The following is a 26,372-nucleotide window of genomic DNA, read 5'->3' as shown; positions in this document are numbered from 1 at the left end:
TTTGCAGCCCGATAAAACAATGGAAAGTTTACAATTACACGATACAAAAACCCACGACGAAACAAGACAAGGCGAAGCTTTTGCCCCGTTCAAGCTGGATGACAACCAATACAAAAAGCATTTTTATATTGAAAGCTATGGCTGTGCTATGAACTTTGCCGATAGTGAGGTGGTAGCATCTATTCTACAAAATAATGGTTTTGGTGCTACATTAAATATCGAGCAAGCAGATCTCATTTTTGTAAACACTTGCTCAATCAGAGAAAAGGCCGAACTAACCGTCCGCAAAAGACTGACAGAATTCAGAAAATTAAAGAAAGCCAAACCCGGAATGCTTGTAGGCGTATTGGGTTGTATGGCCGAAAGATTAAAGGAAAAATTCATTCAGGAAGAAAAATTAGTTGACCTGGTTGTTGGCCCGGATGCATATAGAACATTACCCGGCTTAATAGAAGAAGCCGAAACCGGACAAAAAGCAGTGAATGTTTTATTAAGTCGTGATGAAACTTACGCCGACATTTCTCCCATTCGTTTAAACAGCAATGGAGTGAATGCTTTTGTAAGCATTATGAGAGGTTGTAACAATATGTGTTCATTTTGTGTTGTACCGTTTACAAGAGGAAGAGAAAGAAGTCGTGATGCAGAAAGTATCATCAATGAATGTAAAGATCTATTTGAACAAGGTTACAGAGAAGTTACTTTACTCGGACAAAATGTAGACAGCTACCAGGATACAAATAATGAAAATAAAACAACCAGCTTTGCGGAGTTGTTAGAAAGAGTTGCTCAGATCGATCCTTTACTAAGAGTTCGCTTTTCTACATCGCATCCTAAAGACATTACCGATGATGTATTGTTTACGATAAAAAAATATGACAACATCTGCAATTACATTCATCTTCCGGTACAAAGTGGTAGCACAAGAATGTTGCAGTTGATGAACAGAACTTATACAAGAGAATGGTATATCGCAAAAGTTGATCGGATAAAAGAATTATTGCCTGATTGCGGATTGAGCACCGATATGATCACCGGATTTTGTACCGAAACAGAGGAAGATCATCAGGAATCTTTAAGTCTGATGGAATACTGCAAATACGATCTAGCTTATATGTATTTCTACAGCGAACGTCCGGGGACATTGGCTGCACGTAGGTTTAAAGATGATATACCTGAAGAGGTGAAGAAAAGAAGATTGCAGGAAATGATAGACTTGCATCGGATTCATTCTTTACAAAGTATGCAAAAAGATGTAGGCAAAACATTCAAGGTTTTGATAGAAGGCACATCAAAGAAAAATGAAAATGAATTGTACGGAAGAACGGATCATAATAAAGTAGTGATCTTTCCGAAGGAAGATTTTAAGAAAGGTGAATATGTAACCGTTAAAATAAATTCATGTACGGCGGGTACCCTATTTGGAACCCCCTCCGCCCCCTAAAGGGGGAACTTTGAAGTTCATAACTTGAGGCATTTGTTCATTTAAACAAAAACCTTTAAGCCTATTTGAAGAACCATAAACATGAAAGACAATTCAATGTTTTATGGTGCAGAACCAATAATTTTTGAGCTGGCAAAAAATTAAGGAACAATGTAACACCAACTGAAATGATTTTATGGGGTAGATTAAAAGAAAAATTCCCACAATTAAAATTCAGAAGGCAACATCCAATATTATTTTACATTGCTGATTTTTATTGTCATTCCCAAAGATTAGTAATAGAGTTAGATGGGAGTATTCATAATCTCCCTGATGTAAAAAATAATGATAAAATAAGACAAAAAGATTTAGAGAATCTTGGAATAAAAGTTATACGATTTACCAATGATGAAGTAACGCATAATCTTGAAACCACTCTAAAAGAAATTGAAAAGAACATTAAATAATTTAAAACCAAGTTCCCCCTTTAGGGGGCGGAGGGGGTAGTTATGGATTTACAAAGTATAAAAAATCGTTTTGGCATTATCGGAAATTCTCCGGCGTTGAATCATGCATTGAATGTTGCAACACAGGTTGCCAACACTGACTTATCTGTTTTAATAAACGGAGAAAGCGGTGTCGGCAAAGAAGTTTTTTCACAGATCATTCATGCGCTCAGTGCACGAAAACATAATTCATTTATAGCCGTTAACTGCGGTGCCATTCCTGAAGGTACTATCGACAGTGAATTATTTGGTCACGAAAAAGGCTCCTTCACAGGTGCTATGGATAGTCGTAAAGGTTATTTTGAAACTGTGAACGGTGGCACAATCTTCTTAGATGAAATTGGCGAAATGCCTTTAGGCACTCAAGCAAGATTATTAAGGGTTTTAGAAACCGGTGAATACATTCGTGTAGGTAGCAGCAAAGTTCAAAAAACAGATGTTCGTGTAATTGCCGCAACCAATAAAGAGTTGATAGAATTCACTCAAACTGGAAAGTTCAGAGAAGATTTGTACTATCGTTTAAATACCGTACCTATCAGAGTGCCTGCATTGAGAGACAGAAAAGAAGATATCCCTCTCCTGTTCAGAAAATTCGCTTCAGACTTTTCAGATAAATACAAAGGTGCTTCTATCCAACTGGACGAATCTGGCAAAAATATGTTGATGAATTACCCCTGGCCGGGCAACGTCAGAGAATTAAAAAATATTGCTGAACAAATTTCCGTTTTATCAAAAGAAAAAAATATCACTGCAAAAGAATTGCAACAGTTCTTACCCGAAAATAATTTTAATCGTTTACCTGTATTGGCCGGCGGCGGAAGCGGCAGTGTATCACAAGCCGAGTTTGCAAATGAAAGAGAGATATTGTACAAATTGTTTTTCGATATGAAGAAAGATGTGAATGAACTAAAGAAAATGTTCTTTGACATCTTGCAAAACCCGGGCATGGCACAACATATTCCGGTGTACAATAATGACAATAACTTACCTGACTTGCAACCTGCAGTAAGCAACTCAAATAATTTTGTTCAACAAAGCCAACCAGTATTCATCAGCCAAAATAATAATGATATCCATCATCATGAAGCAGTTGAAGAATCGTTGAGCATTATGGACAAAGAAAAAGAATTGATCATTAAGGCATTGAAAAAACATAAAGGCAAACGCAAAGATGCTTCGTCTGATCTTGGTATCAGTGAAAGAACGCTTTACAGAAAACTGAAAGAATATGATATTGAAGAGTAAGTCTATAGTTAATAGTTCATGGTTAATAGTAAGGAAGCCTTTAGCTTTATGCCTTATGCTTTGGGCTTTTAGCTTTGCAACTTGCAAATACGGTTTCAAAGATGCCGGCATTATTCCTGCTGAGATAAAAACTTTCAGGGTAAATTATTTAGAGAATAAAGCCAGATACGTAAACGGTCAATTAAGTCCGCAACTAACAGAAAAATTGAAGCAAAAAATAATTAGCAATACCAGACTCAGACAAACCAATGATGCCGATGCTCATTACGACATCAGTGGTTATGTGTCGGAATATGTTGTTTCAACTAGTGGGATATCAGGCACAGAAGCTGGGACTAACAGAATCACTGTATCTTTTCATCTCATTTTCAAAAACACTTTAGATGAAAAGAAAAATTTTGAATCTGACGTAAGTAATAGCTTCGATTTCCCGGCCACACAAAGTTTATCACAAGCAGAATCGAACCTTCAGTCCGATATGGTAAGAAATATTGTTGATGCCATTTTTAATAAAATATTTTCTAATTGGTAACCCTTTATCATTAATTTAGAGGTTCTTAAAAAATTCCTGCCGGACTTATTCATGCTGAAAGATCAATTAAATACTAAAGAGATTCTTTTACAAACAGTAAAGGAGCATCCGTATTTTGCACCGGCTCAATTTTTATTATTGCAACAAACTGACAAGTCAAACGAAAACTATCAGCAGCAAATTGCAAAAACCAATCTTCTTTTCAATAATGCTTTGTGGTTGAACTTTCAACTGCTGAATTATAAAAAAACAACTCAGGAAACGGCTGCTATAGAAAATATAGTAGTGAAAGAAGAGCCTATCGAAGAAACAATTATTGAGAACAACAAGGTTGTTGAAGAAGAGTCTGCAAACAATATTAGAATAGATCTTAAACTTTCTGAACCTGTAAGTACCGACGAAAAATTACTTTTTGAACCATTGCACACTTCAGATTATTTTGCCAGCCAGGGAATAAAATTGAGTGAAGAAATTAAGCCGGACGACAAACTCGGCAAACAACTAAAAAGTTTTACCGAGTGGTTAAAAACAATGAAGAAAGTGCATGTAGAGGAAGTAATGGAAAACAATGGTGTTTCTGAAATTGCCATACAAAACATGGCAGAAAGATCAAATGCGGAGGATGTAATTCTTACCGAAGCAATGGCTGATGTACTCATACAACAAGGAAAGACAGGGAAAGCTATTGAAGTGTACCAAAAATTAAGTTTGCTCAATCCCTCTAAAAGTGCTTACTTTGCAGCCAAAATCGAACAATTCAAAGGATAATATATGCTAGTTTTATTTGGAATTTTAGTGATCATAGCCTCTATCGTTTTAGGGCTTATCGTATTGGTACAGAACCCTAAAGGTGGTGGTTTATCAGGCTCTTTCGGAGGCGTAGGCACTCAATTGATGGGTGTAAAACAAACAACTGATGTGCTTGAAAAAGGTACCTGGATCTTTGCCGGGGTTGTAGGGCTTCTATGTATTTTATCACCTAAATTCATACCTACTGGTGATGCGGAATCTAAAAACGCCGATTTAATTAAAAATGCTCCGGCTTCAAATCCCGTAAAATCTCAAAATACGGGAACACTTCCGGGTGCAGCGCAACCTACTACTCCGTAAGCTGTAATATTTACAAAAAATTATTAACCTCGTCTGCAAACGACGGGGTTTTTTATTATACATTAGCAAACAAATAGCTACGGCCTATATGAATTTGAAGAAGAAAATAATCCTTGCCATCTTATTGATCCTGGTGATTGCTACAGCAAGTTTCACATGGCTTCTATTAGGAAGCGGTACTAATTTTAGTGAAGACAAAAAAGCGATCTATATTAAAACGGGCAGCGATTTTAATAATGTGATGGAAGAGATAGATCGTCAGCAGATCATTAAATACCCCGGTATATTTTCTTTTGTTGCTAAAAAATTAAACTACCCTAAAAATATTAAACCCGGGAAATATGTATTTAAAAAAGGCGAAAGCATTTATTCTATTATTAAAACATTGAGAAACGGCAATCAAACTCCCGTTAGTTTGGTCATTAACAAACTAAGAACAAAGGAAGATCTTGCAGAAAAAATTGCTGCGAATTTCGAATGCGATTCCACTGAAATAATTCAATTTCTATACAATAAAGACAGTCTTGCTAAATATAATTTAGATACTAACACTGTAATGACTGCTATCATCCCCAACACCTACAACATTTTATGGAACTCGTCGGCTCCTAAAATTTTTAAAAAGCTTTGGAATGAACAGGAAAAATTCTGGAACAAAGAAAGAAAACAAAAAGCCGCAGCACTGAATCTTACTCCAAAGCAGGTATATACATTAGCAAGTATCATTGAAGAAGAAACAAATAAGGAAGAGGACAAAGGAAAAATTGCCAGTGTTTATTTAAACAGACTCGAAACCGGTATGGAATTAGGTGCCGACCCAACAGTGAAATATGCAATGAGAGACTTTGGTTTAAAAAGAATAATGAACAAACATCTCTCCTACCCATCTGTTTACAACACTTATCAGCATTTGGGCTTACCACCGGGGCCAATTTGTACTCCGTCGCCAAAAACAATTGATGCCGCATTAAATGCACCATCTACCAATTATTTATATTTTGTAGCACAACCTAACTTAACCGGCTATTCCAATTTTGCAAGCACTTATCAGCAACATTTGTTGTATGCAAAAGAGTATCAAAAATGGATCAGCGAATATTTAAAAGCAAAGGAAACCAAGTAAAGTTCATCGCTTATTGTAGTGAGCCAGCAACTATTTACGCATATTTTCTATCTTGCAGTATCAATGATCAAATTATCGAGGCTCATAATAACCAAAACACCTGTTGCTTTTTTTTTAAGAAAAAGCAAACGTTGGTATTTACCTGGATTTGAAGGAGTACCCTTATATGATGTGATCCGTTTTTTTTATTATCAGATAAAGGCAGTAGGGCTTACAGAAAGAGCATCGGCCATTGCATATAATCTTATAATGGCAATACCCCCTTCCTTTCTTTTTTTATTTACATTGATACCCAGTCTTCCGTTTATTTCCAAAAGAAGTATTAAAGAACAATTACATGGTTTAATCATAGATATTGTACCTGCAAAAGTGCACAATGTAAATCTCATCAAGTTTGTAGATTCATTCATTGATGGTTCTAAAATAGGATTACTTTCTTTCGGGTTGATCGCCGCATTATTCTTTGCATCTAATGCCATGATGGGCATCATGCGATCGTTCAACAAAAACTATATAGGTTTTGAAAAAAGAAAAGGATTGCATAAAAGATGGATAGCAATACGGCTAACATCATTACAATTCTTACTCGTACTCGGTTGCCTGTTGTTGCTTATTACGCAAGGCGCCGTATTAAAATGGATGGGCATAAAAAATCTGCAAATACGAGAATTCATTTTTTATGCAAGATGGATATTTGTTGTTGCCTTAATTTTCAGCTCTATTGCTTTCATTTATAAATATGCTCCGGCTGTAAAAAAACGCTGGAATTTTGTATCACCCGGAGCTATCCTTGCAACATCGTTGAGTATTCTAGCCACACTGGGCTTCTCAGCATTTGTAAACAATTTCGGTAAATACAATGCACTCTATGGTTCTATTGGAACAATCATTGTTTTAATGGCACTCATCTATATAAACTCTCTTGTACTGCTTGTTGGATTTGAATTAAATGTAAGTATCAAATCTTTAAAATCGATTGCCGAACAAAGAGAAGCAGAAGAAAGTGCCAAAGCAAATGCTACTCCTGCAGATATTTAAACCTCCTTTTTAATTTTTCATCAAAAGCGACGTATATTTATGTATCGAAATAAACCTTTATGTTTAAAGCTTTCTCTTTTTTCCTGTTGCTGTTCTTACTAGGCAGCTTAAAACTTTCCGCTCAAAGAACAGACACCGTTTATATAGTAAAACATGACACCATCACTGTTTTAAGATATGTAAGAGATACGGTTTATTCAAACGACAAAAGACTTCTTAAGCCAAAAGAAAAAAAGCAATCAAAGCCGATATCTACATTTAGCAACACCTACAAAGTTGGAGATAAAGTAATGGTTGTATGGAACGGAGACTGGTATCCTGCTACGATCATAGAACAGAAAGATCAGCAGTATAAAATTACTTATGATGGATTCAGTTCTTCATGGGATGAATACGTTACTCCCGACCGTATTAAGAAAAGAGAATAATATCAAAGTATTATTGCTCCCACTTTTATATCAACAAAAATTAATTAACTTCAATCATCGATTCTTGCCATACAACATCTAATAAATTTGTATGACAAAAAAAAATATTAGGAGAGCCATTTTCGTTGCCCTCATTGTTGGGAGTTTACTTAACTTAATAAATAGTTATGATGTTTTTTTAACTGGAAACTTTACTTTCAGAAATTGTATTAGAATTATCCTTACCTATGTCACCCCTTTTTGCGTTTCGGTTTATTCATCCGTAAAGGCATCAAAAACTATTTAACTAAAAGATTATATTTGAATAAATAAGATTTGCCAAAAGTGAAAATACATATACTAATAACCCTTTTCTATTTCCTATATATCCCCTCTAATGCTCAAACAAATTATTATATTGCCACCACCGGCAATGATGCCAACAACGGACTTTTTGCAACTCCCTGGAAAACTATACAATATGGCGTGGTGCATGCCGGCATAAACGATACATTGAATATTTTATCGGGCACCTACAATGAAAAAATAAATATCAACAGATCAAATATTTATATCAGAAATTATGCAAGTAATACTCCGCTTGTAAGCGCAACCGGTTTGACGACACAGGATGCAGTCTTTCAGATCATCAATCAGTCAAACATTACCATCAGCGGACTCGAAATTGCCAATAATATTCAACTCGATGCTCAGGGCATTTTAGTTGATGGCAATTGCCAGAACATCACTATTAAGAATTGTAAAATTCACGACATACATTTTTCATCTAACCCTGCAGCATCTGTAAATTCAAGTAAGAATGCACAAGGTATTATTGTGTACGGTTCCCATGCCACCATCCCGATCAGCAACTTAAAAATTTTGAACAACACTCTCTATGATTGCAGACTGGGTTATAGCGAAGGCATTGCTGTCAATGGTAACGTTGATGGATTTTCTGTTATCGGAAACACTGTACGCAACATCACCAATATAGGTATAGATGTGATCGGCCATGAAGGCACCTGCCCAACACCTTCCAACGATCAGGCTCGGAATGGCATTGTAAAATATAACAAGACGTATAACTGCTTGTCTCCTTATGCAACATCAGGAGGTTTATATGTAGATGGAGGCAAAAACATCATCATAGAAAACAACAATTCGTATAATAATGGCTATGGTATTGAGATCGGTTGCGAAAACATAGGCAAAACAACCGACAACATAACGGTAAGGAATAATATTTTTTACAACAATCAAGTATGTGCTATTGCAATGGGTGGATATGCGTACCCAAGCGGATCGGGCAAGGTTACTAATTGCACAATCAAAAATAACACTTGCTTTAAAGATGGCTATGACCTAAATGCATCAATGGGTGAACTATACCTTTCTTACAGCGAAAACTCGATCATACAAAACAATATTTTTTACGTTTCTACTCAAAACTTTTTAGGATATGCCGAGTTGGGACAACCCTCCTTGAATTTTAATTACAATTTATTTTACAGTGATAATACTCCTGCTAATTTGGAAGCCGATTGGAACGGTACTTCTTACAGTACCTTAGCAACTTTCAAAAGCGGTACAAACACAAATGCTAATTCGCCAATAGGCAATCCTTTATTTTATATAGATCCGCTTGCTCCACCGGATGCATTGCCAGATTTTCATTTAACTACCGGATCTGCAGCTATTGATAAAGGCAATCCGGGCTTTGTTGCAGCAGCAACCGAAAGAGATATAGATCATGCTTTAAGAGTGTTAAATATTGTGGATTGTGGTGCAGACGAATTTGGCTCCTCACCTACTTATACTTTTATCGGTAACGGCGATTGGGATGTTTCCGATAACTGGATGGATGGCTTCATACCTCCGGTTTATACACCTGTTAATTCCATTGTTACCATCGATCCAATTGTTTCCGGAGAATGTATACTGAACAAAGAGCAACATATTGCTGACAATGCCCAACTGATTGTTGTTTCCGGCAAAAAACTCAGGATAATTAAGGGGTTGATCATTACAAACTAGCTCTACTTTCTCCCTGTTCAATCCCCCCGATAAGCTATGGAAACGATTGCGAAACTCCCTATTACTTGGTTTTGCATTTTAGCCGCTTTCAAGTACCTTTGCAACTCAAAATCATAAATCTTAAATAAACGAAAAATGGCATACGACGTAATTGTATTAGGCAGTGGACCCGGTGGTTATCCTGCTGCGATCAGAGCAAGTCAATTAGGTAAAAAAGTAGCAATTGTAGAAAAAGAAAACCTTGGAGGTATTTGCCTTAACTGGGGTTGTATTCCTACAAAAGCCCTTCTTAAAAGTGCACAGGTATTTGAGTATGCAAAACATTCTAAAGATTACGGAATCAATATAGCTAACCCTTCTGCAGATTTTAGTGGCGTTATCGGTCGTAGCCGTGGCGTTGCAGATAAAATGAGCAAGGGTATTCAGTTCTTAATGAAGAAAAACAAGATCGATGTGATCATGGGTTTTGGTAAACTGATCGCTCCGGGCAAATTGGAAATTACTGCTGCCGACGGATCTAAAAAAGTTGAAGAAGCAAAAAATATCATCATCGCAACCGGTGGTCGTGCAAGAGCATTACCTACTATGCCGATTGATGGTAAAAAGATCATAGCTTATCGTGAAGCAATGTCTTTACCTACTCAACCTAAGAGTATGATCGTTTGCGGTAGCGGTGCTATCGGAAGTGAGTTTGCTTATTTCTATAATAGCTTGGGTACACAAGTAACAATGGTAGAATTCATGCCACGTTTGGTTCCTGTAGAAGATGAAGATATCAGCAAAGAATTAGAAAAGCAATTCAAAAAACAAGGCATGACCATCATGACCAACAGCGAAGTATTAAGTGTTGATACAAGTGGTGCAGGCGTTAAAGCAAAAGTAAAAACTGCAAGTGGCGAAGTTGTTTTGGAAGCAGATGTTTTGTTAAGTGCAGTTGGTGTTGTTGCAAACATTGAAGGTATTGGATTAGAAAGCTTAGGCATTAAAACAGATAAAGGAAAAATCATTGTTGATGCAAATCAGCAAACTAACGTACCGGGCATATACGCTATTGGCGACTGTACACCGGGACAAGCATTAGCACACGTTGCCTCTAAAGAAGGTATCAATGCTGCTGAACATTTAAGCGGCCACCATCCAGAACCGTTAGATTATAACAATATTCCGGGTTGTACTTATTGTACGCCTGAAATTGCAAGTGTTGGTTATACAGAGAAAGCTGCTAAAGATGCAGGTTACGAAGTGAAGGTTGGTAAGTTCCCATTCATTGCAAGTGGTAAAGCCGTTGCAGGTGGTGCCACTGATGGTTTTGTAAAAGTTATTTACGATGCTAAATATGGCGAATTCTTAGGTTGTCATATGATCGGTACCAACGTTACTGAGATCATTGCCGAAGCAGTAGTTGCCCGTAAATTAGAAACCACAGCACACGAAATATTGAATGCGGTTCATCCTCACCCTACTATGAGTGAAGGCCTGAAAGAAGCTACTGCAGCTGCTTACGGCGAAGCGATAGATATTTAATTTATACATCTTATAATAAATTGAAATCCCATTTTAACCGATGGGATTTTTTTATGAGCCAAACTTTAGTGCTACTATTAAACTTCATTGGCGTCGCACTCTTGTGCAGCATATCTTTATTAGGCTCATTCTTGTAAATTTTTGACGGTAGCATATAATATCTTAAATTTATAAGTTAGTGATAATAATATTTCAAGCCCTATCATGCAAAAAATTTTCACTTTAATTTTATTGATACTTTGTTTAACTTCTTATGGACAGAAAGGAGAATTCAATCCTTTTAAGTTAATAGTTCTACAACCCGACACTGCCATAATCGATAAAACTCTATATGCAGACATTGACAGTGTACAATCAGACTATCAAACACGTTATTACAACTCTATTAAACAAATGGAAGACCTCCTGAACTTTAAAGACTATTCAAAAGAGATGGAGCAAGAGTTTAAGGTGACCCAAGAAAAATTACAAAAAGAAATTCCACTTGCTAAAGCTCAAGAGGAAGAGGTTAAGAAATTTAAATATTTTCAAACAATATCATCTTATTCAACCGAAGTTTATAATTTCTATTTCAATGAATATGAGCCTTTCTCTACAATCATCGAATTACCAAATCAAAGTATTGATATTACTTCATTAAATAAATTAGCCGACTCTTCAAAATCGGACTATGTAATTTTTTTCAGCAATATTCATACAGAGACAAATGACGGCTTGCCAATTTTAAAATTGACAACATCACTTTACTCAAAAAAAAGCAACAAGATCATATTCACAAAAGAGACAGAGGGTGACCTAAACAGTAGAGGTGATATGTGGACTTGTAGCAACACAGCACTCTCCTGTTTGCTTATTAATGCTGTAAGAACTTCAACAGACGAGATTGCTCCGGTGATTGCCAAAGCACAAATACGACAATAACTAAAGGTCTGCATAAAATGCTGACTCTTTTCTATTCTAAGTTTATTACTCAGGGGCTCCTCTTTTAGTTTTGAAAAATCCTCTACAATAACGTAAATTCACCTATTAGTTGCCAGCTGATCAAAATCAAAAAATATGACAGAGAACGAAAATTTATGGCGACATATAAAAGACTTTATTCTAATAACACTTGGTATATTTTCAGCAGCCTTTGGGTTTAAAGGCTTCTTGCTTACCAATCACTTTATCGATGGAGGCGCAACTGGCATTTCACTTTTAATTTCAGCTCTTACTTCCATTCCTTTTGCCGTTTTACTGATTTGCGTAAATATCCCTTTCATTATACTGGGTTATAAATTGATCGGGAAAATCTTTGCCATAAAAACAATGCTGGCTATTGCAGGTCTGGCAATGGTTGTAGCATTTGTAACATTTCCGGATGTAACAAAAGACAATTTACTCGTAGCCTTGTTCGGTGGATTTTTTCTCGGTGCCGGTATCGGCTTAGCTGTAAGAGGTGGCGCCGTAATTGACGGTACCGAAGTACTAGCCATTTTTTTGAGCAAGAAGCTTGGCACTACTATCGGAGATATCATCATCGGCATCAACATCATCATATTTTCGGCAGCAGCATATCTACTGTCTGTTGAAATTGCATTGTACTCACTCGTTACCTATCTCTCTGCTTCCAAAACACTCGACTTTATTGTTGAAGGGCTTGAAGAATATACAGGTGTAACAATTATCTCTGATCAATCTGAAGAAATAAAGTTGATGATTACACAAAAATTAGGGCATGGCATTGCAGCTTATAATGGCGAAAGTAATTTTGGTAAGCAAACCGAAATAAAGGAAATGAAAATTATTTATACGGTAGTTACCAGACTTGAGCTGAACAGGCTCAAAGCTGAAATAAAAAAGGTAGATAAAAAAGCCGTTATAATAATGAGTAGTATTAAAGACACAAAAGGTGGAATACTAAAGAAAAGAGGATTGGCGCATTAATAAGTCAATATAAAAATGACAAGATCATCAAATTTTACAGAAAAACTACTCAACGCATTTGAACAGATCGGCGTAAAAAAAACAATTCAGAAAGGAGACTTTCTTACTAAAGAAGGTGAGATCGAAAGGAATATCTATTTGATCGAAACAGGTGCAGTAAGAGTTTTTTATTTATCAGAACATGAAGAGCAAACAATAAGACTTGGTTATGAGCACTCACTCATCAACTCTCTATCATCGTTTATAAAAGAGCAACCATCGGAATTTTACATCGAAGCCATCAGAAAAACAACGCTTAAGTTCATATCAAAAGATAAACTCCTGGAAATTGCCAATGAAAATGAAGAAAGTCTAAAGCAATATATCCAATTGCTTGAAACCCTTATTACGCAACAAATTGACAGAGAAATTGACCTATTGATCACCTCTCCTGTTGAAAGACTTAAAAGGGTGTTGGACAGAAGCCCGAATCTGTTTCAACACATTCCGTTAAAATACATTGCATCTTATCTTAGAATGAAGCCTGAAACTTTAAGCCGCATCCGAAATTCTTGATCTCAATCAATATGAATCAAAATAACATTTTCAATCTTTGCATAAATATTAATGTATATGCAAATTGAACAAAACTTATTGATAGACGAATTAGTAACGTTGACCGATAAAGCCATTGATGATGCGAAGAAATTCAAGTCGCTCTCCGATAGTGCATTGAATTTTAGAAGAGCTGAAAACGAATGGAGTGCTTTGGAATGTTTTGAACACCTTAATCTTTATGGCGACTTTTATTTACCTGAAATAGAAAAACAACTTTTAAATAATAAACCTAATAGCAATAATTTTATTTTTAAAAGCGGTATACTTGGGAACTTTTTTGCTAATTCCATGAAAGTTACAAATGGTAAAGTAAACAAGATGAAAACGCCAAGAGACAAGAATCCGATCAATTCACAATTGTCTGTTACCACAATTGACCGGCTTTTAAAACAACTGGAAAAACTCAAAACTTTACTGCTGCAAGCAAGAACGATCAACTTAACCAAAGCAAAAACATCCATCTCATTAAGTAAATTGATAAAACTCAGGCTTGGTGACACTTTCCGATTTATTGTCTATCACAACGAACGCCATATTTTACAAGCTCAAAGAAATATTGCACAGCAGAATTGACAAGGAGAAGGTCTTAACATCATAAGTATATCGTACTTTTATGAAAACTTATCCATGGACCTTGTCACTGTAAAAACCTTCGATAATTATTTTACTGCAAGTATTTGTTTAACCAAACTGCAGGATGCAGGTTACGAATGTTATTTGAAAGATGATACTACAGCAACCATGTTACCTGTTATCAGCAATGCTATTGGCGGTATTAAATTACTTGCTAAAGACACCGAGAAAGATGAAGTACTCAAATTAATAGAACAATTTGATAAAGAATTTCTGGAGGCGGCGAAGTGTCCAAAATGTGGCAAAACAAACTTCTCTTATATTGCAAAACCCGGAGCAAAAAATTTTCTTACCGCAATACTTACCTCAATTTTTTCGAGCTATGCCGTAGCGGCAGAATATGTATATCAATGTGGTAGTTGTGGATATGAAACTGAAAGACTTCCTGATGATATTGATACAGACGAATTAATGCAATAACTTTGCAGCACGAAATACTACCAAATGAAAAAGATCATATTTACCAGCCTACTTTTTATCAGTCAATTGTCATTTGCACAAAACAATAGCTATGTTGATCAGATAAATGATTATCAAAGAAAATACATTGCTACACACGAAGTGGTAAAAGGTGAAGACAGAAATCACTTGCATTTTTTTGCTGCTGACAGTAGTTTTAGAGTAGTAGCCGATTTTGAAAAGATACTAGACAATGTTGGTTTCAAAATGCCCACCTCGGCCAAGTCGATGCAACAGTATTACAGGTACGGAAAGATCAGTTTTACTATCAACGAAAAAACATATCAGTTGGTTATCTATCAATCGAAGGATATGATCTTTACTGACGAGTATAAGGACTATTTATTTCTTCCATTTACAGATCTTACCAATGGAAAGGAAACTTATGAAGGTGGCCGCTATATTGATCTATCAATCTTAGACATCAATAACAACAAGATTACAATAGATTTTAACAAGGCTTATAATCCCTATTGTTGTTATGCTGCAGGATACCACTGCCCTATTCCACCAAAAGAAAACGACTTGCAGGTTGCCATCAATGCCGGAGAAAAAAAATATTCAAAACCGATTCATTGATAAAAATATTCATTCAATAAAAAAGATCGCAGCGTTTAAACTGCGATCTTTTTTTATAATGTGGAATCTATTGCTAAACTGCCACCAAACGGGTAAATTCAACGCCGTTGAATATTCTTGTCAGATTAATATCGTTCGATTTTTTATACTCTTCAATATTTGCTTCTGAAACTATACGCCAGTAATTTTTAGTTTTTAACTCTAAGTAATCTCCCGTTTGAATAAACAAACCTAAGATCGAACTACGGGTTTTAAAATAAATTTGCACCGGTGTTTTGTCAATTTTTTTCTGAGAAAGAAAATTCTCTATCTGATCGTTTACCATGTTATCTTTTTTAAAATTGAAAAAAGAGCCTCGTTAAAGGCTCTTTATAATTTAAACTACCATCTTCTGTTACCAGAATTGCTGTTTGAGTTTCTGCTATATCCGTTAGAGCTTCCGCTGCTACGTTCTTTTTCTCTTGCAACAGAAACAGACATTGCTCTGCCTTCTACTTCTTTGTTGTTAAGACCCAAAATAGCGTCATTTCCTTCTTCTGTAGAAGTCATTTCCACAAATCCAAAACCACGTGATCTTCCGGTTTCTCTGTCAGTAATTACTTTGGCAGAAACTACTTCGCCAAAAGTTGAAAAAAGAGCATTCAATTCACTGTCTGCAGTGTTGAAGCTCAAGTTTGAAACATAAATGTTCATGAACTAAAATTTAAATAAAATAAAATAAAATACCTGTGATGGTAGGAAAAAAGCAGGCTATTAAGGAGAGTAATATAATACGAGGAAAATAAAAACTATCTATATCAGTGCGCTAAAGAACTGCGACCACAGTGCGAAGGTAACCTATTTATTTCAAAGTAACGGTTTTAGTTTGAGCCACCATTTTATGCTATAGTTATATATATAAAAAAAGCCCGCTGTAGAAGACAGCAGGCGAACGATAATGGTTATACCATATGAGAAAAATGTACTAATGAATATTACTTTCTGAGCACCTCAAACCATACTTCCCGGACAACTTCCTAAATTTAAAATGTACTTTTCACAAAATATCTTGAAGATCACAGCAAGAAAGTAAATCGTTGAACTAAACAATCATCATCTAATTCCCGACAAAAGTAAATTCGAGGCAACGTGGTTGCAAGTAATATAGGTCATGTATAGGAAATACTCTCCAAAAAAATCGCTTTAACATTTACAAGCAACTGATTATCAATAATATAAAAACGAATTAAAAAATAAATTTATATAGAAAATATGGAGCAGATTTTTTGAATTAATTGTAAAATATTCGTTCAAAAAGGATTCTTTTGGACATATTAGCAATAAAAAAAGAGCAAGATAAATCTTGCTCTTACTTAGTATATCATCTCCAAATCGGCTAATTTCCAAATCAGCACATCAGGAATTATTCTTCTTCGTCAAAACTCATTGCTTCTTTTGTAGTTTGAAGCAACTCATATTCTTCCTTACTACCAACGATCATATTTTCAAACTCTCTTAAGCCTGTACCTGCAGGTATTGGGTGACCGGTAATAACGTTCTCTTTCAAGCCCATCATTAAATCGGTTTTACCGTTAATAGCAGCACTGCTTAATACTTTAGTAGTTTCCTGGAACGAAGCAGCCGAGATCCAGCTTTGTGTACCTAATGAAGCTTTAGTGATACCTAACAACAAAGGCGAAGATGTTGCAGGTTGAGCATCACGGTATTCAACCAGTTTCTTATCTGCTCTTCTCAAAATAGAGTTTTCTTCTCTTACATCACGAAGTGTAACGATCTGACCTGTTTTCAATTTAGTGCTTTCTCCATGATCGGTAACAACCTTTTTGTCGAAGATGTTATCGTTCTCTGTGTTAAAGTCTAATTTATCTTCAGTATCTCCTTCTAAGAATATAGTGTCACCTGCGTCTTCGATGGTTACTTTACGCATCATTTGACGTACGATTACTTCGATGTGTTTATCATTGATCTTCACACCTTGTAAACGGTAAACCTCTTGAATTTCATTCACAACGTATTCCTGTACTGCAAAAGGACCTTTGATTGCAAGAATGTCCGCAGGAGCAATTTGTCCATCAGATAATGGAGAACCTGCTTTTACAAAGTCACCATCCTGAACAAGGATCTGACGAGTTAATGGAACCAAGTATTTACGTACTACACCATCTTTCGCTTCAACAACAATCTCTCTATTACCACGTTTAATATTACCAAAAGTAACCACACCATCAATTTCACAAACAACTGCAGGGTTACCCGGATTTCTTGCCTCAAACAATTCTGTTACACGAGGCAGACCACCCGTGATATCTTTCAATTTGCTTAATACCCTTGGAATTTTAACCAAAACCTGGCCGCTCTTCACTTCATCACCTTCTTCCAAAACGATATGACTACCAACCGGTAAGTTGTAAGATTTATGTTCTTTTCCTTCTATGATGATAGAAGGTAGTTTGGTTTTATCTTTTGTTTCGATAATTACTTTCTCTTTGTGACCTGTTTGCTCATCAGCCTCTTCACGGAATGTAACACCTTCAATTACTGATTCGAATTTAACCTTACCAACAATTTCAGAAACGATTACGTTGTTGAACGGATCCCATGTACAGATTGCATCACCTTTCTTAACAACCTGTCCGTCTTTTACATTTAAAGTAGCACCATATGGAACGTTGTTAGTGATCAATAAACGATCATTTTTAACATCCATGATACGAACCTCACCTGTACGACCGATAACTACATGTATCTTTTTACCTTCAGCATCTTCAGTTGCAACTGTACGTAATCCATCAAATTGAATGGTACCATCAAACTTAGAAGGCAAGGTAGATTCTACCGAAGCAGAACCGGCCACACCACCCACGTGGAAAGTACGTAATGTTAACTGAGTACCCGGCTCACCGATTGACTGAGCTGCAATGATACCAACCGCATCACCTTTTTGTGCAAGGTAACCTGATGCCAGGTTTTTACCGTAACATTTCACACATACACCACGTTTGCTTTCGCAAGTCAATACCGAACGTATTTCAACTGTTTCAATACCACTTTCATCGATCGCTTTAGCAGCATCTTGTGAAATTTCTTCACCGGCTCCTACTAACAATGCTTCTGTTACCGGATGGAAAACATCATGCAATGAAGTACGACCTTCAATTCTATCTGCTAATGGTTCAATAATATCTTCGTTATCTTTTAATGCTGAAGTAGCAATACCACGAAGTGTACCACAATCTTCATCATTGATAACAACGTCTTGTGCAACGTCAACTAAACGACGAGTCAAGTAACCTGCATCCGCTGTTTTCAATGCCGTATCCGCCAAACCTTTACGGGCACCATGGGTAGAAATAAAGTATTCCAATACATTCAAACCATCTTTAAAGTTTGAAAGGATCGGGTTCTCAATGATCTCACTTCCTGATGAACCTGATTTACGTGGCTTAGCCATCAAACCTCTGATACCGGCCAACTGTTTAATTTGTTGTTTACTACCACGGGCTCCTGAATCCAACATCATATAAACAGAGTTGAACCCTTGTTTATCTGCTGCTAATTCACGTATAAGCGTTTCCGTTATACGGGTATCTACCCTACTCCATATATCTACTGTTTGGTTATAACGTTCGTTATTGGTAATTAAACCCATATTGTAGTTATCCCAAACCTCATCAACTTCTACAGTTGCGTTATCTATCAATTCTTGTTTAATATCCGGAATGATCAAGTCATTAATGTTGAATGACAATCCACCACGGAACGCCATACGGTATCCCAATGTTTTAATATCATCCAGGAATTTAGCTGTTGTAGGAACGTTGGTCCATTTAATGATATCACCAATAATTTCTCTTAAAGATTTTTTGGTCAATAATGCATTTACAAAACCTACGCTTTTTGGAACGTGTTGGTTGAATAAAACTCTACCAACAGTTGTTTCAATTAATTTGTATGTTAAAGAACCATCATCATTTCTGTAGTTGGCTTTAACTTTAATGTGAGCATGTAGATCTACTTGTTGTTCATTGTATGCAATGATCACTTCTTCTGCAGAGTAGAAAGCTTTTCCTTCGCCTTTTACTTTTTCAGTTTCAGTAGATTTTTTACCCTTAGTAATATAGTATAAACCTAACACCATGTCCTGAGAAGGAAGCGTGATCGGCGTACCGTTTTGCGGATTCAGAATGTTGTGAGATGATAACATCAACAACTGTGCTTCCAAAATTGCAGCATTGCTCAAAGGCACGTGAACCGCCATCTGATCACCATCGAAATCGGCGTTGAAGGCCGTAGTAACCAAAGGATGCAATTGTATAGCTTTACCTTCTATCAATTTCGGTTGAAAAGCCTGGATAGACAATCTGTGAAGGGTTGGGGCCCTGTTCAACATGATCGGGTGACCTTTCAAAATATTTTCTAAGATATCCCAGATAATTGCTTCTTTCTTATCAACTAATTTACGAGCAGATTTTACCGTTTTAACGATACCTCTTTCAATTAGTTTACGAATAATAAATGGCTTAAATAATTCCGCAGCCATATCTTTTGGTAAACCACACTCATGCATTTTCAATTCAGGTCCTACAACGATTACAGAACGACCAGAATAATCCACACGTTTACCTAACAAGTTTTGACGGAAACGTCCTTGTTTACCTTTCAATACATCACTCAAAGATTTCAACGCACGGCCACCTTCTGCTTTTACAGCATTTGATTTACGTGAGTTATCAAACAATGAGTCGATCGCTTCCTGTAACATACGTTTCTCATTACGTAAGATCACTTCCGGCGCTTTAATTTCCATCAATCTTTTCAAACGGTTATTACGAATAATAACACGACGATAAAGATCGTTCAAATCAGATGATGCAAAACGGCCACCATCCAAAGGAACCAACGGACGTAATTCAGGCGGAATAACAGGAATATATTGCATTACCATCCATTCAGGACGGTTGTTAATTCTTGTATTAGCATCACGGAAACTTTCTACAACGGATAGACGCTTTAATGCATCTGCTTTACGTTGTTGAGATGTTTCGTTTGCAGCAGCATGACGAAGATCGAAGCTTAACTGATCAAGGTCGATTCTTGCCAATAGATCGCTAACGGCTTCAGCCCCCATTTTAGCGACAAATTTATTTGGATCTTCATCAGGAAGATGTTGGTTATCTTTTGGTAAAGTATCCAGTATATCCAAATATTCTTCTTCAGTTAAAAGATCTCCAAAATTTTGTCCTTTATCGGCACGGATACCTGGCTGAATAACCACGAAACGTTCGTAGTAAACAATGGTCTCTAATTTCTTAGAGCTCATACCCAACAAATAACCGATTTTATTCGGCAAAGATTTAAAATACCAGATATGAACTACAGGAACCACCAATTTGATGTGTCCCATTCTTTCACGACGTACTTTTTTCTCTGTAACTTCTACACCACATCTGTCACAAACAATACCCTTATAACGGATACGTTTGTACTTTCCGCAAGCACATTCATAGTCCTTTACCGGACCGAAAATTCTTTCGCAAAACAAGCCATCTCTTTCGGGCTTATATGTACGGTAGTTAATGGTTTCAGGCTTTAATACCTCACCAAAACTTTTTTCTAAAATACTGTCAGGAGAAGCCAGTCCAATTGTGATTTGAGAAAACACTGGACGGGGACGATTTTCTTTTTTGAATGCCATATATTATTTGGAGAATTTTAAAATAGTGGGCAAAGGTAAGCATTTTTACAATACAAAAGATATTTTTAGAGGGTATTGAAGCCAGAAAACAGCCCGAAATCTACCTTTAATGAAAAAGCGTAGATGAAAAGCTCCATCTACGCTCATTTATACGATAAAAAGACTGAATATTATTGCTTTATAAACCGTTTCGTAGCTTCGTTCCCAGCCTCAGTTGTAAGGTGAATGTAATAAACCCCTTTGCTAAGGTTAGCCACATTGATACTGATGCTATTTTCGGCTACTTTTTTGGTTGAAACACGGTAGATTCTGCCCATTGCATCAATGATAACCACATCTGTCTTAGGTGTAAAAGACTGGGGCCCTTCAATTATCAACACATTTTTAACCGGGTTAGGGTAAGTATTGATCTCAAAAACCTTGTTTTCGAGGCTGATCCTTTTGATATCACTGTATTTTTTATCCCCGCTATTGTCCACCATACATAGACGATAATAAACTACTTTTCCTGTAGGATTATTATCAATCAATTGATAATTGGTTACATTATTCGTAGTTCCGTGCGCCTGTAGTGTTGAAATAACTGACCAATTTTGCCCGTCTAGACTACGTTCTAAAATGAATTCATTTGCATTGATCTCAGAATAGGTTTGCCATTTTACCATTACCCCTCCGTTTTGTTTATAAGCATTAACCGTGGAGATGGAAACAGGTAGTGTACCCTGATCAGGACCTCCACCACATGAAGCCATATCACCACGTAGTGTTGTTGGCAATCCGGTTGAACCATTTAGAAGAGCAATGGTACCATCAAAGGTTCCCGGGGAAGTGCTATTGGCTTTATACATCTTACCGTCAGTAAATAGGATTAAAAACCTACCTGTTTTATCTAACAAAGTACCAGCTACTTCATTATTTGCAGATGCAAAAGGCAATACCGAAGGCATAAGCGAAACACCACTATATGTACCGGTAGGAAGATCTACTTTTAACATTCTGCCCATAAATGACCCTGCATTCGGTCCGCTACCAGGGTATGTAACATAGGTATATATCCGATTATCAAATCGGTTGAATACAATATCCCTTAATCCTGTATTCTGTGCTGTTGCAAGCGTCATAGGCGACATGATTGAACTCTCATAATCCGATGCATCCATAATTGAGTTAATCACTGATACATAAGTTGGAGACAAAGTACCAACACCGGCTGACAGACTTGCAACATTGGCTATTTTTCCAATGAATAATCGTTTTGGAGTAAATGTACTTGCTGCCGGATCGCTGAAATTAATAACAGCAGTTCCCGTAACTGCCGAAAAATAATAATTACCAAACTGATCTACTTCACCTGCAGCCGAATTTACAATAGCTGCATTTTCAAAATATGGGCCGCCAGGAATAATAGCAGGGCCTGGGACTGTACCCAATTGAACTGCCACTGCGTTTGAACCCAACCTATAAAAAGGAGTTGCAGGAGTTAATGAAAAAGCCGGCGAACCTGAATATAGTCCATACATAAAACCATCGGCAGTATTTAAACCTACCCCATTAATTTGCAAATTAGTCCCTGCATTAGCCGGATTTAAAATTGGGCCGCTAAGTAATGTAGGCATTCCTGTGGTGGTTGCAATTGTATAAATTGAAAGCGGATTTGCAATACCTGAGTTATCGCCGGATCTTAAAACCGCTACATTGACATCCGGACAAGTTATAAATGGAGTTGGTTGAGCTAAAGTCGTAATAAATGAAATCGCTCCGAAAAGAACGAGTAGAGTTTTTTTCATACAAAGAATATTTTAGTAGTTTCAATCACGAATATACTGATTAAGTAGGATTTACCTGCCAATCGGTTGCATACGCCCAAAAATATATACGGATCATTTAAAATCAAACAGCGTGGCTGTAAACACTCCACGCTCTCTTTTTTTGAATATAGCTTTCCAGTTACCGTTATAACGTATCAGTGAAGGAACAAGATATTTTCCAAAATGTGTCATCTCTACTTCCATCTTTACTTTAAAATCATAAACAGCAGCACTGTAGCTCAACACATAAGATCTGGCTACAACTTCAAATGTTACATCATCAAACCAGGTGGTCATCTCATCTAAAACAACATCGCCTTCATTACCGGGTTTTACTTTTTGCTTAAATACATAACAATTTGTTTTGTTATAGACTTCCATATCAATACTCATATCATAATACTCCGCCATTTCATCGTCATAAATTGCCGTTTTACCGCTAACAAAAGGTATCCCCTTAATTTTTTTCCCCGGATTAAAAAACAATGTTTTCAATTGCTCTTTATGTTTTTCCATACCGCTTTTCCCTGCTGTGCTGAATTCCTTTCCGGCAACAATATTATCTTCTCCACAAACACTGCCATCCGTAAAAAAAAGTGAAGCATACATTTGGGCTGTGTAATAATTATACTGGTGGTCGGCTGTATAAAAATTTCCGGTGGCTTGCTCTTGCAGCACTTCCATTCTTCTACAGTTATTCTCTCGTATTTGTTTTGTTTTGCTATACAAAGATGCTTTACTATTACCCTCATCATCCAACATTCTGATATCGTTGATAGAAGAAAAATTGAGTATGCGTAAATTCTTGAAGGCTTTGTAAAAACTGGAGTCGCTTTTTATCTGATTAATAAAAGCAGCTACCTCAAAATCTTTATCTAATATGACAGGGCTCAGCGTAATTACTTTTTGGCCAACCATTACAGTTGTATCTTGCCCCAAAAGATTTCCTGCAAACAAACAACAAAATAAAACAGGTATGATCGTTCTTATCATACCTGCAAATTATTACAAATGTTGTAAAGAGAAATGTTATTTAGGAAAAACCATGCGATAGTCTACTTTGATCTTACCTTTTGTAATGTCATCCAACTTACGTTTGATCAATGTACGTTTTAAAGGTTTCATATAATCGATAAAAAGTTTGCCTTCAATATGATCGTACTCATGCAGTATCACTCTGGCTGTAATGCCGTTAAATGTTTTTGTTTGTGGTTGAAAATTTTCATCTACGTAACTTAAAGTCACTTTTTCGTTACGCATCACATCTTCCCGTATTTTAGGAATACTTAAACAACCTTCGTTGTAAGCCCATTCCTTCCCGGCCAGCTCAACAATATGTGCATTGATAAAAACACCTTTAAACCCGGGTGCATCAGGGTAATGATCTTCTTCCTCATCGGCTTCATCAATACTAGCGAATATCTGTTCACTATCTACAATGAACAAACGAATATCTTTATTGATCTGAGGAGCTGCTAAACCTACACCGTTACTATTGTACAGGGTTTCCCACATATCAGCCAGTAATTTTTCAAGCTCAGGATAATCCGGCGTGATATCAGAACAAACTTTTCTAAGGATTGGCGAACCATACGCCACGATAGGTAAAATCATTTTTTAAATTATTGGGTGCAAAGTTAGCCCAAATAAACGATGTGGCAATCAGGAAATGCTTTGTAAATACTCTTGCAACATAATGGTAGCCGCAATTACATCCACATTGCCTTTTACCTGCCTGTCTTTTTTCTTCATGCCCATTTGTATCATTGCATCCTTAGCCATTTTGGAAGTGTAGCGTTCATCTACCGTTTTAATAGGCAGCTGCGGAAATGCTTTTTCTAATTTTTTGATAGCGGCTTTTACTAAAGGTGTGCCATGCGTATCCGATTCATCCCAATTCAAAGGCATTCCTATAATTATCAACTCAACCGTTTCTTTTGAAAAATAATCTTTTAAAAACGGGATCAATGTTTTTGATTCGATCGTAGTCAAACCGGTAGCAATGATCTGCATAGGATCTGTAACAGCAATGCCGGTTCGCTTTCCTCCGTAATCTATTGCCAGTATTCGAGCCATTTTATTTATGATTTGAGATGTACGATGTACAATTTCTTTCTGCTTGTTAGTTTATAAATATATCTAACAGAACAAACATTGCGAAGACAACCGATGCAATGCCATTTGCCGTCATGAATGCAATATTTACTTTACTCAGGTCATTGGGTTTTACAATTGAATGTTGGTAGATAAGCATACCGATAAAAACTGCTACGCCTATCCAATACAACCAACCAAAATGCCCGTACACTCCTGCTGACACTACTGCAATTGCTGACAACAAATGTAACAGTTCCGAAACCCTCAAGGCTTTTGCTTTTCCAAAAGCTGCCGGTATGGAATGTAATTTTTGTGATCTGTCAAAATCAACATCTTGCAAAGCATAAATAATATCGAAGCCACTTACCCAAAATAAAACTGTGAATGAAAACAAAATCGGCAAAAGATCGAAACTACCCGTTACTGCAAGATAAGCCCCGATTGGCGCCAACCCCAACCCTACTCCCAACACTAAATGACACAGTGCAGTGAATCGTTTTGTGTAACTATAAAACAGAATGATAAATAATGCTATTGGCGCTAAAATTAAGCAAGCTGTATTTATGAAGTAAGTAGTTAGAATAAAGAATATTGAAGATAGAATGGTGAAGACAAGTGCGTTTCTCGATGAAATAACACCTGCAGGAATTTCTCTTATAGCAGTACGGGGATTCAATGCATCATATTTTGCATCTAACCAGCGATTAAATGCCATGGCTGCGGAACGAGCAAAGATCATACAGAGGATTACCAAAGTGAAAATTATCAGAAGGTATTTTTTAGAATAAATTGTACTTCCCCAATTAGTCTTCCAAACAACATAAGTATTGTCAAATAAATGAAAATTTTTAGCTGCCAGAAAAAATCCAATCAATGCAAAAGGCATAGCAAAAATGGTATGCGAAAATTTTACTAACGATAAATATTTTTTTATTACGGACATTTAAAATTCAACATTTAAAATTTATAATAACCTTTTACGAACCAACTCCCACAATACAACCCCGGCAGCTGTTGCAATGTTCAAAGAATGTTTCATTCCTAATTGTGGTATTTCAATACAACCTTCGCATTGCTCAATGGTAGTTTGCTCTACCCCTGTTACTTCATTACCAAATATCACAGCGATCTTTTCGTCATTTTTAAAATCTACGTTCTGAAGTGCGTAGCTATTTTCTGCTTGCTCCACCGCATAAACCTTATAGCCATTTTGTTTGAGATCGATGATGGCTTCTGCAGCATTTGCAAAATGCTTCCAGGTTACAGAATCTTCAGCACCTAATGCTGTTTTCTTAATTTCTTTGTGCGGAGGAATGCAGGTATAACCGGTAATGTAAATTGCTTCTAATAAAAAAGCATCGGAAGTTCTGAAAACACTGCCCACATTATAGGCACTGCGAATATTCTCCAATACAACTATGATAGGAATTTTTTCTGCCTCTTTAAATTCATCAACCGATTTACGGTTCAACTCATCCATGCTTAATTTCTTCATGTTACATTTATCTTCTGCGGTAAGTTTTGCAAAAGTAATTCACATACTTCATAAAGCTGCACATTAACACCCTAAAGCACTTATTTTTGCCGTCTTGGGCAGTGGTATCGGCTCATAAATCGTAAATCGTACATCGTAATT

The 26,372-nt window shown here is 36.5% G+C and carries 26 protein-coding genes and 1 pseudogene; 18 read left to right on the top strand and 9 right to left on the bottom strand.

The features are described from left to right. The first annotated feature begins 19 nt into the window (after window positions 1-19). The 18 genes and pseudogenes from miaB to ACQ33O_RS07880 all read left to right on the top strand — a co-directional run bounded on the left by miaB (window position 20) and on the right by ACQ33O_RS07880 (window position 15,136). Window positions 20-1,441, top strand: a complete 1,422-nt coding sequence (gene miaB / locus ACQ33O_RS07965) for a tRNA (N6-isopentenyl adenosine(37)-C2)-methylthiotransferase MiaB (protein WP_430995042.1) — start codon at window positions 20-22, stop codon at window positions 1,439-1,441. Window positions 1,442-1,587: 146 nt separating this feature from the next. Further along, window positions 1,588-1,887, top strand: a pseudogene (locus ACQ33O_RS07960) (endonuclease domain-containing protein); the annotation flags it as partial. A gap of 42 nt (window positions 1,888-1,929) precedes the next feature. Further along, complete coding sequence (locus ACQ33O_RS07955) at window positions 1,930-3,171, top strand: sigma-54 interaction domain-containing protein (protein WP_430995041.1); 1,242 nt, start codon at window positions 1,930-1,932, stop codon at window positions 3,169-3,171. A 55-nt stretch (window positions 3,172-3,226) separates the two neighbouring features. Continuing rightward, window positions 3,227-3,703, top strand: a complete 477-nt coding sequence (gene lptE / locus ACQ33O_RS07950) for an LPS assembly lipoprotein LptE (RefSeq protein ID WP_430995040.1) — start codon at window positions 3,227-3,229, stop codon at window positions 3,701-3,703. Window positions 3,704-3,754: 51 nt separating this feature from the next. Continuing rightward, a complete protein-coding gene (locus ACQ33O_RS07945; protein ID WP_430995039.1) occupies window positions 3,755-4,471 on the top strand; it encodes a hypothetical protein in 717 nt (238 codons plus the stop codon). A 3-nt stretch (window positions 4,472-4,474) separates the two neighbouring features. After that, the gene (secG, locus tag ACQ33O_RS07940; RefSeq protein ID WP_430995038.1) at window positions 4,475-4,813 is read left to right on the top strand and encodes a preprotein translocase subunit SecG; all 339 of its coding nucleotides are present in this window, start codon (window positions 4,475-4,477) and stop codon (window positions 4,811-4,813) included. Window positions 4,814-4,901: 88 nt separating this feature from the next. Then, a complete protein-coding gene (mltG, locus tag ACQ33O_RS07935) occupies window positions 4,902-5,936 on the top strand; it encodes an endolytic transglycosylase MltG (RefSeq protein ID WP_430995037.1) in 1,035 nt (344 codons plus the stop codon). Window positions 5,937-5,999: 63 nt separating this feature from the next. Then, entirely contained in the window at window positions 6,000-6,974 is a 975-nt protein-coding gene (locus ACQ33O_RS07930; RefSeq protein WP_430995036.1) for a YihY/virulence factor BrkB family protein, read from the top strand. Window positions 6,975-7,033: 59 nt separating this feature from the next. Continuing rightward, complete coding sequence (locus tag ACQ33O_RS07925; RefSeq protein ID WP_430995035.1) at window positions 7,034-7,402, top strand: Tudor-knot domain-containing protein; 369 nt, start codon at window positions 7,034-7,036, stop codon at window positions 7,400-7,402. Window positions 7,403-7,493: 91 nt separating this feature from the next. Continuing rightward, complete coding sequence (nrtS, locus tag ACQ33O_RS07920; protein WP_430995034.1) at window positions 7,494-7,688, top strand: nitrate/nitrite transporter NrtS; 195 nt, start codon at window positions 7,494-7,496, stop codon at window positions 7,686-7,688. Window positions 7,689-7,726: 38 nt separating this feature from the next. Beyond that, window positions 7,727-9,418: a right-handed parallel beta-helix repeat-containing protein gene (locus ACQ33O_RS07915; protein ID WP_430995033.1), complete on the top strand. Its 1,692-nt coding sequence runs from the start codon at window positions 7,727-7,729 to the stop codon at window positions 9,416-9,418. Window positions 9,419-9,553: 135 nt separating this feature from the next. Then, a complete protein-coding gene (gene lpdA, locus ACQ33O_RS07910) occupies window positions 9,554-10,942 on the top strand; it encodes a dihydrolipoyl dehydrogenase (RefSeq protein ID WP_430995032.1) in 1,389 nt (462 codons plus the stop codon). 204 nt (window positions 10,943-11,146) lie between these two features. Then, complete coding sequence (locus ACQ33O_RS07905; RefSeq protein ID WP_430995031.1) at window positions 11,147-11,863, top strand: hypothetical protein; 717 nt, start codon at window positions 11,147-11,149, stop codon at window positions 11,861-11,863. 135 nt (window positions 11,864-11,998) lie between these two features. After that, entirely contained in the window at window positions 11,999-12,868 is an 870-nt protein-coding gene (locus ACQ33O_RS07900; RefSeq protein WP_430995030.1) for a YitT family protein, read from the top strand. A gap of 15 nt (window positions 12,869-12,883) precedes the next feature. Then, complete coding sequence (locus ACQ33O_RS07895) at window positions 12,884-13,423, top strand: Crp/Fnr family transcriptional regulator (protein WP_430995029.1); 540 nt, start codon at window positions 12,884-12,886, stop codon at window positions 13,421-13,423. A 57-nt stretch (window positions 13,424-13,480) separates the two neighbouring features. Beyond that, window positions 13,481-14,038 (top strand): DinB family protein, encoded by a 558-nt coding sequence (locus tag ACQ33O_RS07890; RefSeq protein ID WP_430995028.1) that lies wholly within the window; start codon window positions 13,481-13,483, stop codon window positions 14,036-14,038. A 54-nt stretch (window positions 14,039-14,092) separates the two neighbouring features. After that, on the top strand, window positions 14,093-14,518 hold the full coding sequence (locus ACQ33O_RS07885; protein WP_430995027.1) for a hypothetical protein: 426 nt from the start codon (window positions 14,093-14,095) through the stop codon (window positions 14,516-14,518). 24 nt (window positions 14,519-14,542) lie between these two features. After that, on the top strand, window positions 14,543-15,136 hold the full coding sequence (locus ACQ33O_RS07880) for a DUF1684 domain-containing protein (protein ID WP_430995026.1): 594 nt from the start codon (window positions 14,543-14,545) through the stop codon (window positions 15,134-15,136). 73 nt (window positions 15,137-15,209) lie between these two features. Here the strand turns inward: ACQ33O_RS07880 and ACQ33O_RS07875 are convergent, their stop codons facing one another. The 9 genes from ACQ33O_RS07875 to ACQ33O_RS07835 all read right to left on the bottom strand — a co-directional run bounded on the left by ACQ33O_RS07875 (window position 15,210) and on the right by ACQ33O_RS07835 (window position 26,231). Further along, on the bottom strand, window positions 15,210-15,461 hold the full coding sequence (locus ACQ33O_RS07875; RefSeq protein ID WP_430995025.1) for a short-chain dehydrogenase: 252 nt from the start codon (window positions 15,459-15,461) through the stop codon (window positions 15,210-15,212). Between the two features lie 56 nt (window positions 15,462-15,517). Then, window positions 15,518-15,829 (bottom strand): RNA recognition motif domain-containing protein, encoded by a 312-nt coding sequence (locus tag ACQ33O_RS07870; protein WP_430995024.1) that lies wholly within the window; start codon window positions 15,827-15,829, stop codon window positions 15,518-15,520. A 709-nt stretch (window positions 15,830-16,538) separates the two neighbouring features. Continuing rightward, complete coding sequence (gene rpoC, locus ACQ33O_RS07865; protein ID WP_430995023.1) at window positions 16,539-20,831, bottom strand: DNA-directed RNA polymerase subunit beta'; 4,293 nt, start codon at window positions 20,829-20,831, stop codon at window positions 16,539-16,541. A gap of 170 nt (window positions 20,832-21,001) precedes the next feature. Next, a complete protein-coding gene (locus tag ACQ33O_RS07860; protein ID WP_430995022.1) occupies window positions 21,002-22,618 on the bottom strand; it encodes a T9SS type A sorting domain-containing protein in 1,617 nt (538 codons plus the stop codon). A 93-nt stretch (window positions 22,619-22,711) separates the two neighbouring features. Beyond that, window positions 22,712-23,632, bottom strand: a complete 921-nt coding sequence (locus ACQ33O_RS07855; protein WP_430995021.1) for a hypothetical protein — start codon at window positions 23,630-23,632, stop codon at window positions 22,712-22,714. A 36-nt stretch (window positions 23,633-23,668) separates the two neighbouring features. After that, window positions 23,669-24,253 (bottom strand): peptide deformylase, encoded by a 585-nt coding sequence (def, locus tag ACQ33O_RS07850; protein WP_430995020.1) that lies wholly within the window; start codon window positions 24,251-24,253, stop codon window positions 23,669-23,671. A gap of 48 nt (window positions 24,254-24,301) precedes the next feature. Further along, window positions 24,302-24,715, bottom strand: a complete 414-nt coding sequence (ruvX, locus tag ACQ33O_RS07845; protein ID WP_430995019.1) for a Holliday junction resolvase RuvX — start codon at window positions 24,713-24,715, stop codon at window positions 24,302-24,304. A gap of 46 nt (window positions 24,716-24,761) precedes the next feature. Beyond that, window positions 24,762-25,679: a UbiA-like polyprenyltransferase gene (locus ACQ33O_RS07840; RefSeq protein WP_430995018.1), complete on the bottom strand. Its 918-nt coding sequence runs from the start codon at window positions 25,677-25,679 to the stop codon at window positions 24,762-24,764. A gap of 21 nt (window positions 25,680-25,700) precedes the next feature. Continuing rightward, a complete protein-coding gene (locus tag ACQ33O_RS07835) occupies window positions 25,701-26,231 on the bottom strand; it encodes an RNA methyltransferase (protein ID WP_430995017.1) in 531 nt (176 codons plus the stop codon). Between the last annotated feature and the right edge of the window lie 141 nt (window positions 26,232-26,372).

Origin of the sequence: Ferruginibacter sp. SUN002 (assembly GCF_050611725.1) — a bacterium.
GTDB lineage: Bacteria > Bacteroidota > Bacteroidia > Chitinophagales > Chitinophagaceae > Ferruginibacter.
Note: the sequence above shows the minus strand (reverse complement) of the source record. Positions and strands in the feature narration are given on the sequence as shown.

What these genes read in the sequence shown, in the direction of transcription:
- rpoC (WP_430995023.1), bottom strand. Translation starts at nt 20,831, where the DNA reads ATGGCATTCAAAAAAGAAAATCGTCCCCGTCCAGTGTTTTCTCAAATC.
- ACQ33O_RS07925 (WP_430995035.1), top strand. Translation starts at nt 7,034, where the DNA reads ATGTTTAAAGCTTTCTCTTTTTTCCTGTTGCTGTTCTTACTAGGCAGC.
- mltG (WP_430995037.1), top strand. Translation starts at nt 4,902, where the DNA reads ATGAATTTGAAGAAGAAAATAATCCTTGCCATCTTATTGATCCTGGTG.
- lptE (WP_430995040.1), top strand. Translation starts at nt 3,227, where the DNA reads ATGCTTTGGGCTTTTAGCTTTGCAACTTGCAAATACGGTTTCAAAGAT.
- ACQ33O_RS07840 (WP_430995018.1), bottom strand. Translation starts at nt 25,679, where the DNA reads ATGTCCGTAATAAAAAAATATTTATCGTTAGTAAAATTTTCGCATACC.
- ACQ33O_RS07835 (WP_430995017.1), bottom strand. Translation starts at nt 26,231, where the DNA reads ATGAAGAAATTAAGCATGGATGAGTTGAACCGTAAATCGGTTGATGAA.
- ACQ33O_RS07860 (WP_430995022.1), bottom strand. Translation starts at nt 22,618, where the DNA reads ATGAAAAAAACTCTACTCGTTCTTTTCGGAGCGATTTCATTTATTACG.
- ACQ33O_RS07875 (WP_430995025.1), bottom strand. Translation starts at nt 15,461, where the DNA reads ATGGTAAACGATCAGATAGAGAATTTTCTTTCTCAGAAAAAAATTGAC.
- ACQ33O_RS07880 (WP_430995026.1), top strand. Translation starts at nt 14,543, where the DNA reads ATGAAAAAGATCATATTTACCAGCCTACTTTTTATCAGTCAATTGTCA.
- nrtS (WP_430995034.1), top strand. Translation starts at nt 7,494, where the DNA reads ATGACAAAAAAAAATATTAGGAGAGCCATTTTCGTTGCCCTCATTGTT.
- secG (WP_430995038.1), top strand. Translation starts at nt 4,475, where the DNA reads ATGCTAGTTTTATTTGGAATTTTAGTGATCATAGCCTCTATCGTTTTA.
- ACQ33O_RS07945 (WP_430995039.1), top strand. Translation starts at nt 3,755, where the DNA reads ATGCTGAAAGATCAATTAAATACTAAAGAGATTCTTTTACAAACAGTA.
- ruvX (WP_430995019.1), bottom strand. Translation starts at nt 24,715, where the DNA reads ATGGCTCGAATACTGGCAATAGATTACGGAGGAAAGCGAACCGGCATT.
- ACQ33O_RS07955 (WP_430995041.1), top strand. Translation starts at nt 1,930, where the DNA reads ATGGATTTACAAAGTATAAAAAATCGTTTTGGCATTATCGGAAATTCT.
- ACQ33O_RS07855 (WP_430995021.1), bottom strand. Translation starts at nt 23,632, where the DNA reads ATGATAAGAACGATCATACCTGTTTTATTTTGTTGTTTGTTTGCAGGA.
- ACQ33O_RS07900 (WP_430995030.1), top strand. Translation starts at nt 11,999, where the DNA reads ATGACAGAGAACGAAAATTTATGGCGACATATAAAAGACTTTATTCTA.
- lpdA (WP_430995032.1), top strand. Translation starts at nt 9,554, where the DNA reads ATGGCATACGACGTAATTGTATTAGGCAGTGGACCCGGTGGTTATCCT.
- ACQ33O_RS07905 (WP_430995031.1), top strand. Translation starts at nt 11,147, where the DNA reads ATGCAAAAAATTTTCACTTTAATTTTATTGATACTTTGTTTAACTTCT.
- ACQ33O_RS07930 (WP_430995036.1), top strand. Translation starts at nt 6,000, where the DNA reads ATGATCAAATTATCGAGGCTCATAATAACCAAAACACCTGTTGCTTTT.
- ACQ33O_RS07890 (WP_430995028.1), top strand. Translation starts at nt 13,481, where the DNA reads ATGCAAATTGAACAAAACTTATTGATAGACGAATTAGTAACGTTGACC.
- ACQ33O_RS07870 (WP_430995024.1), bottom strand. Translation starts at nt 15,829, where the DNA reads ATGAACATTTATGTTTCAAACTTGAGCTTCAACACTGCAGACAGTGAA.
- ACQ33O_RS07885 (WP_430995027.1), top strand. Translation starts at nt 14,093, where the DNA reads ATGGACCTTGTCACTGTAAAAACCTTCGATAATTATTTTACTGCAAGT.
- def (WP_430995020.1), bottom strand. Translation starts at nt 24,253, where the DNA reads ATGATTTTACCTATCGTGGCGTATGGTTCGCCAATCCTTAGAAAAGTT.
- ACQ33O_RS07895 (WP_430995029.1), top strand. Translation starts at nt 12,884, where the DNA reads ATGACAAGATCATCAAATTTTACAGAAAAACTACTCAACGCATTTGAA.
- miaB (WP_430995042.1), top strand. Translation starts at nt 20, where the DNA reads ATGGAAAGTTTACAATTACACGATACAAAAACCCACGACGAAACAAGA.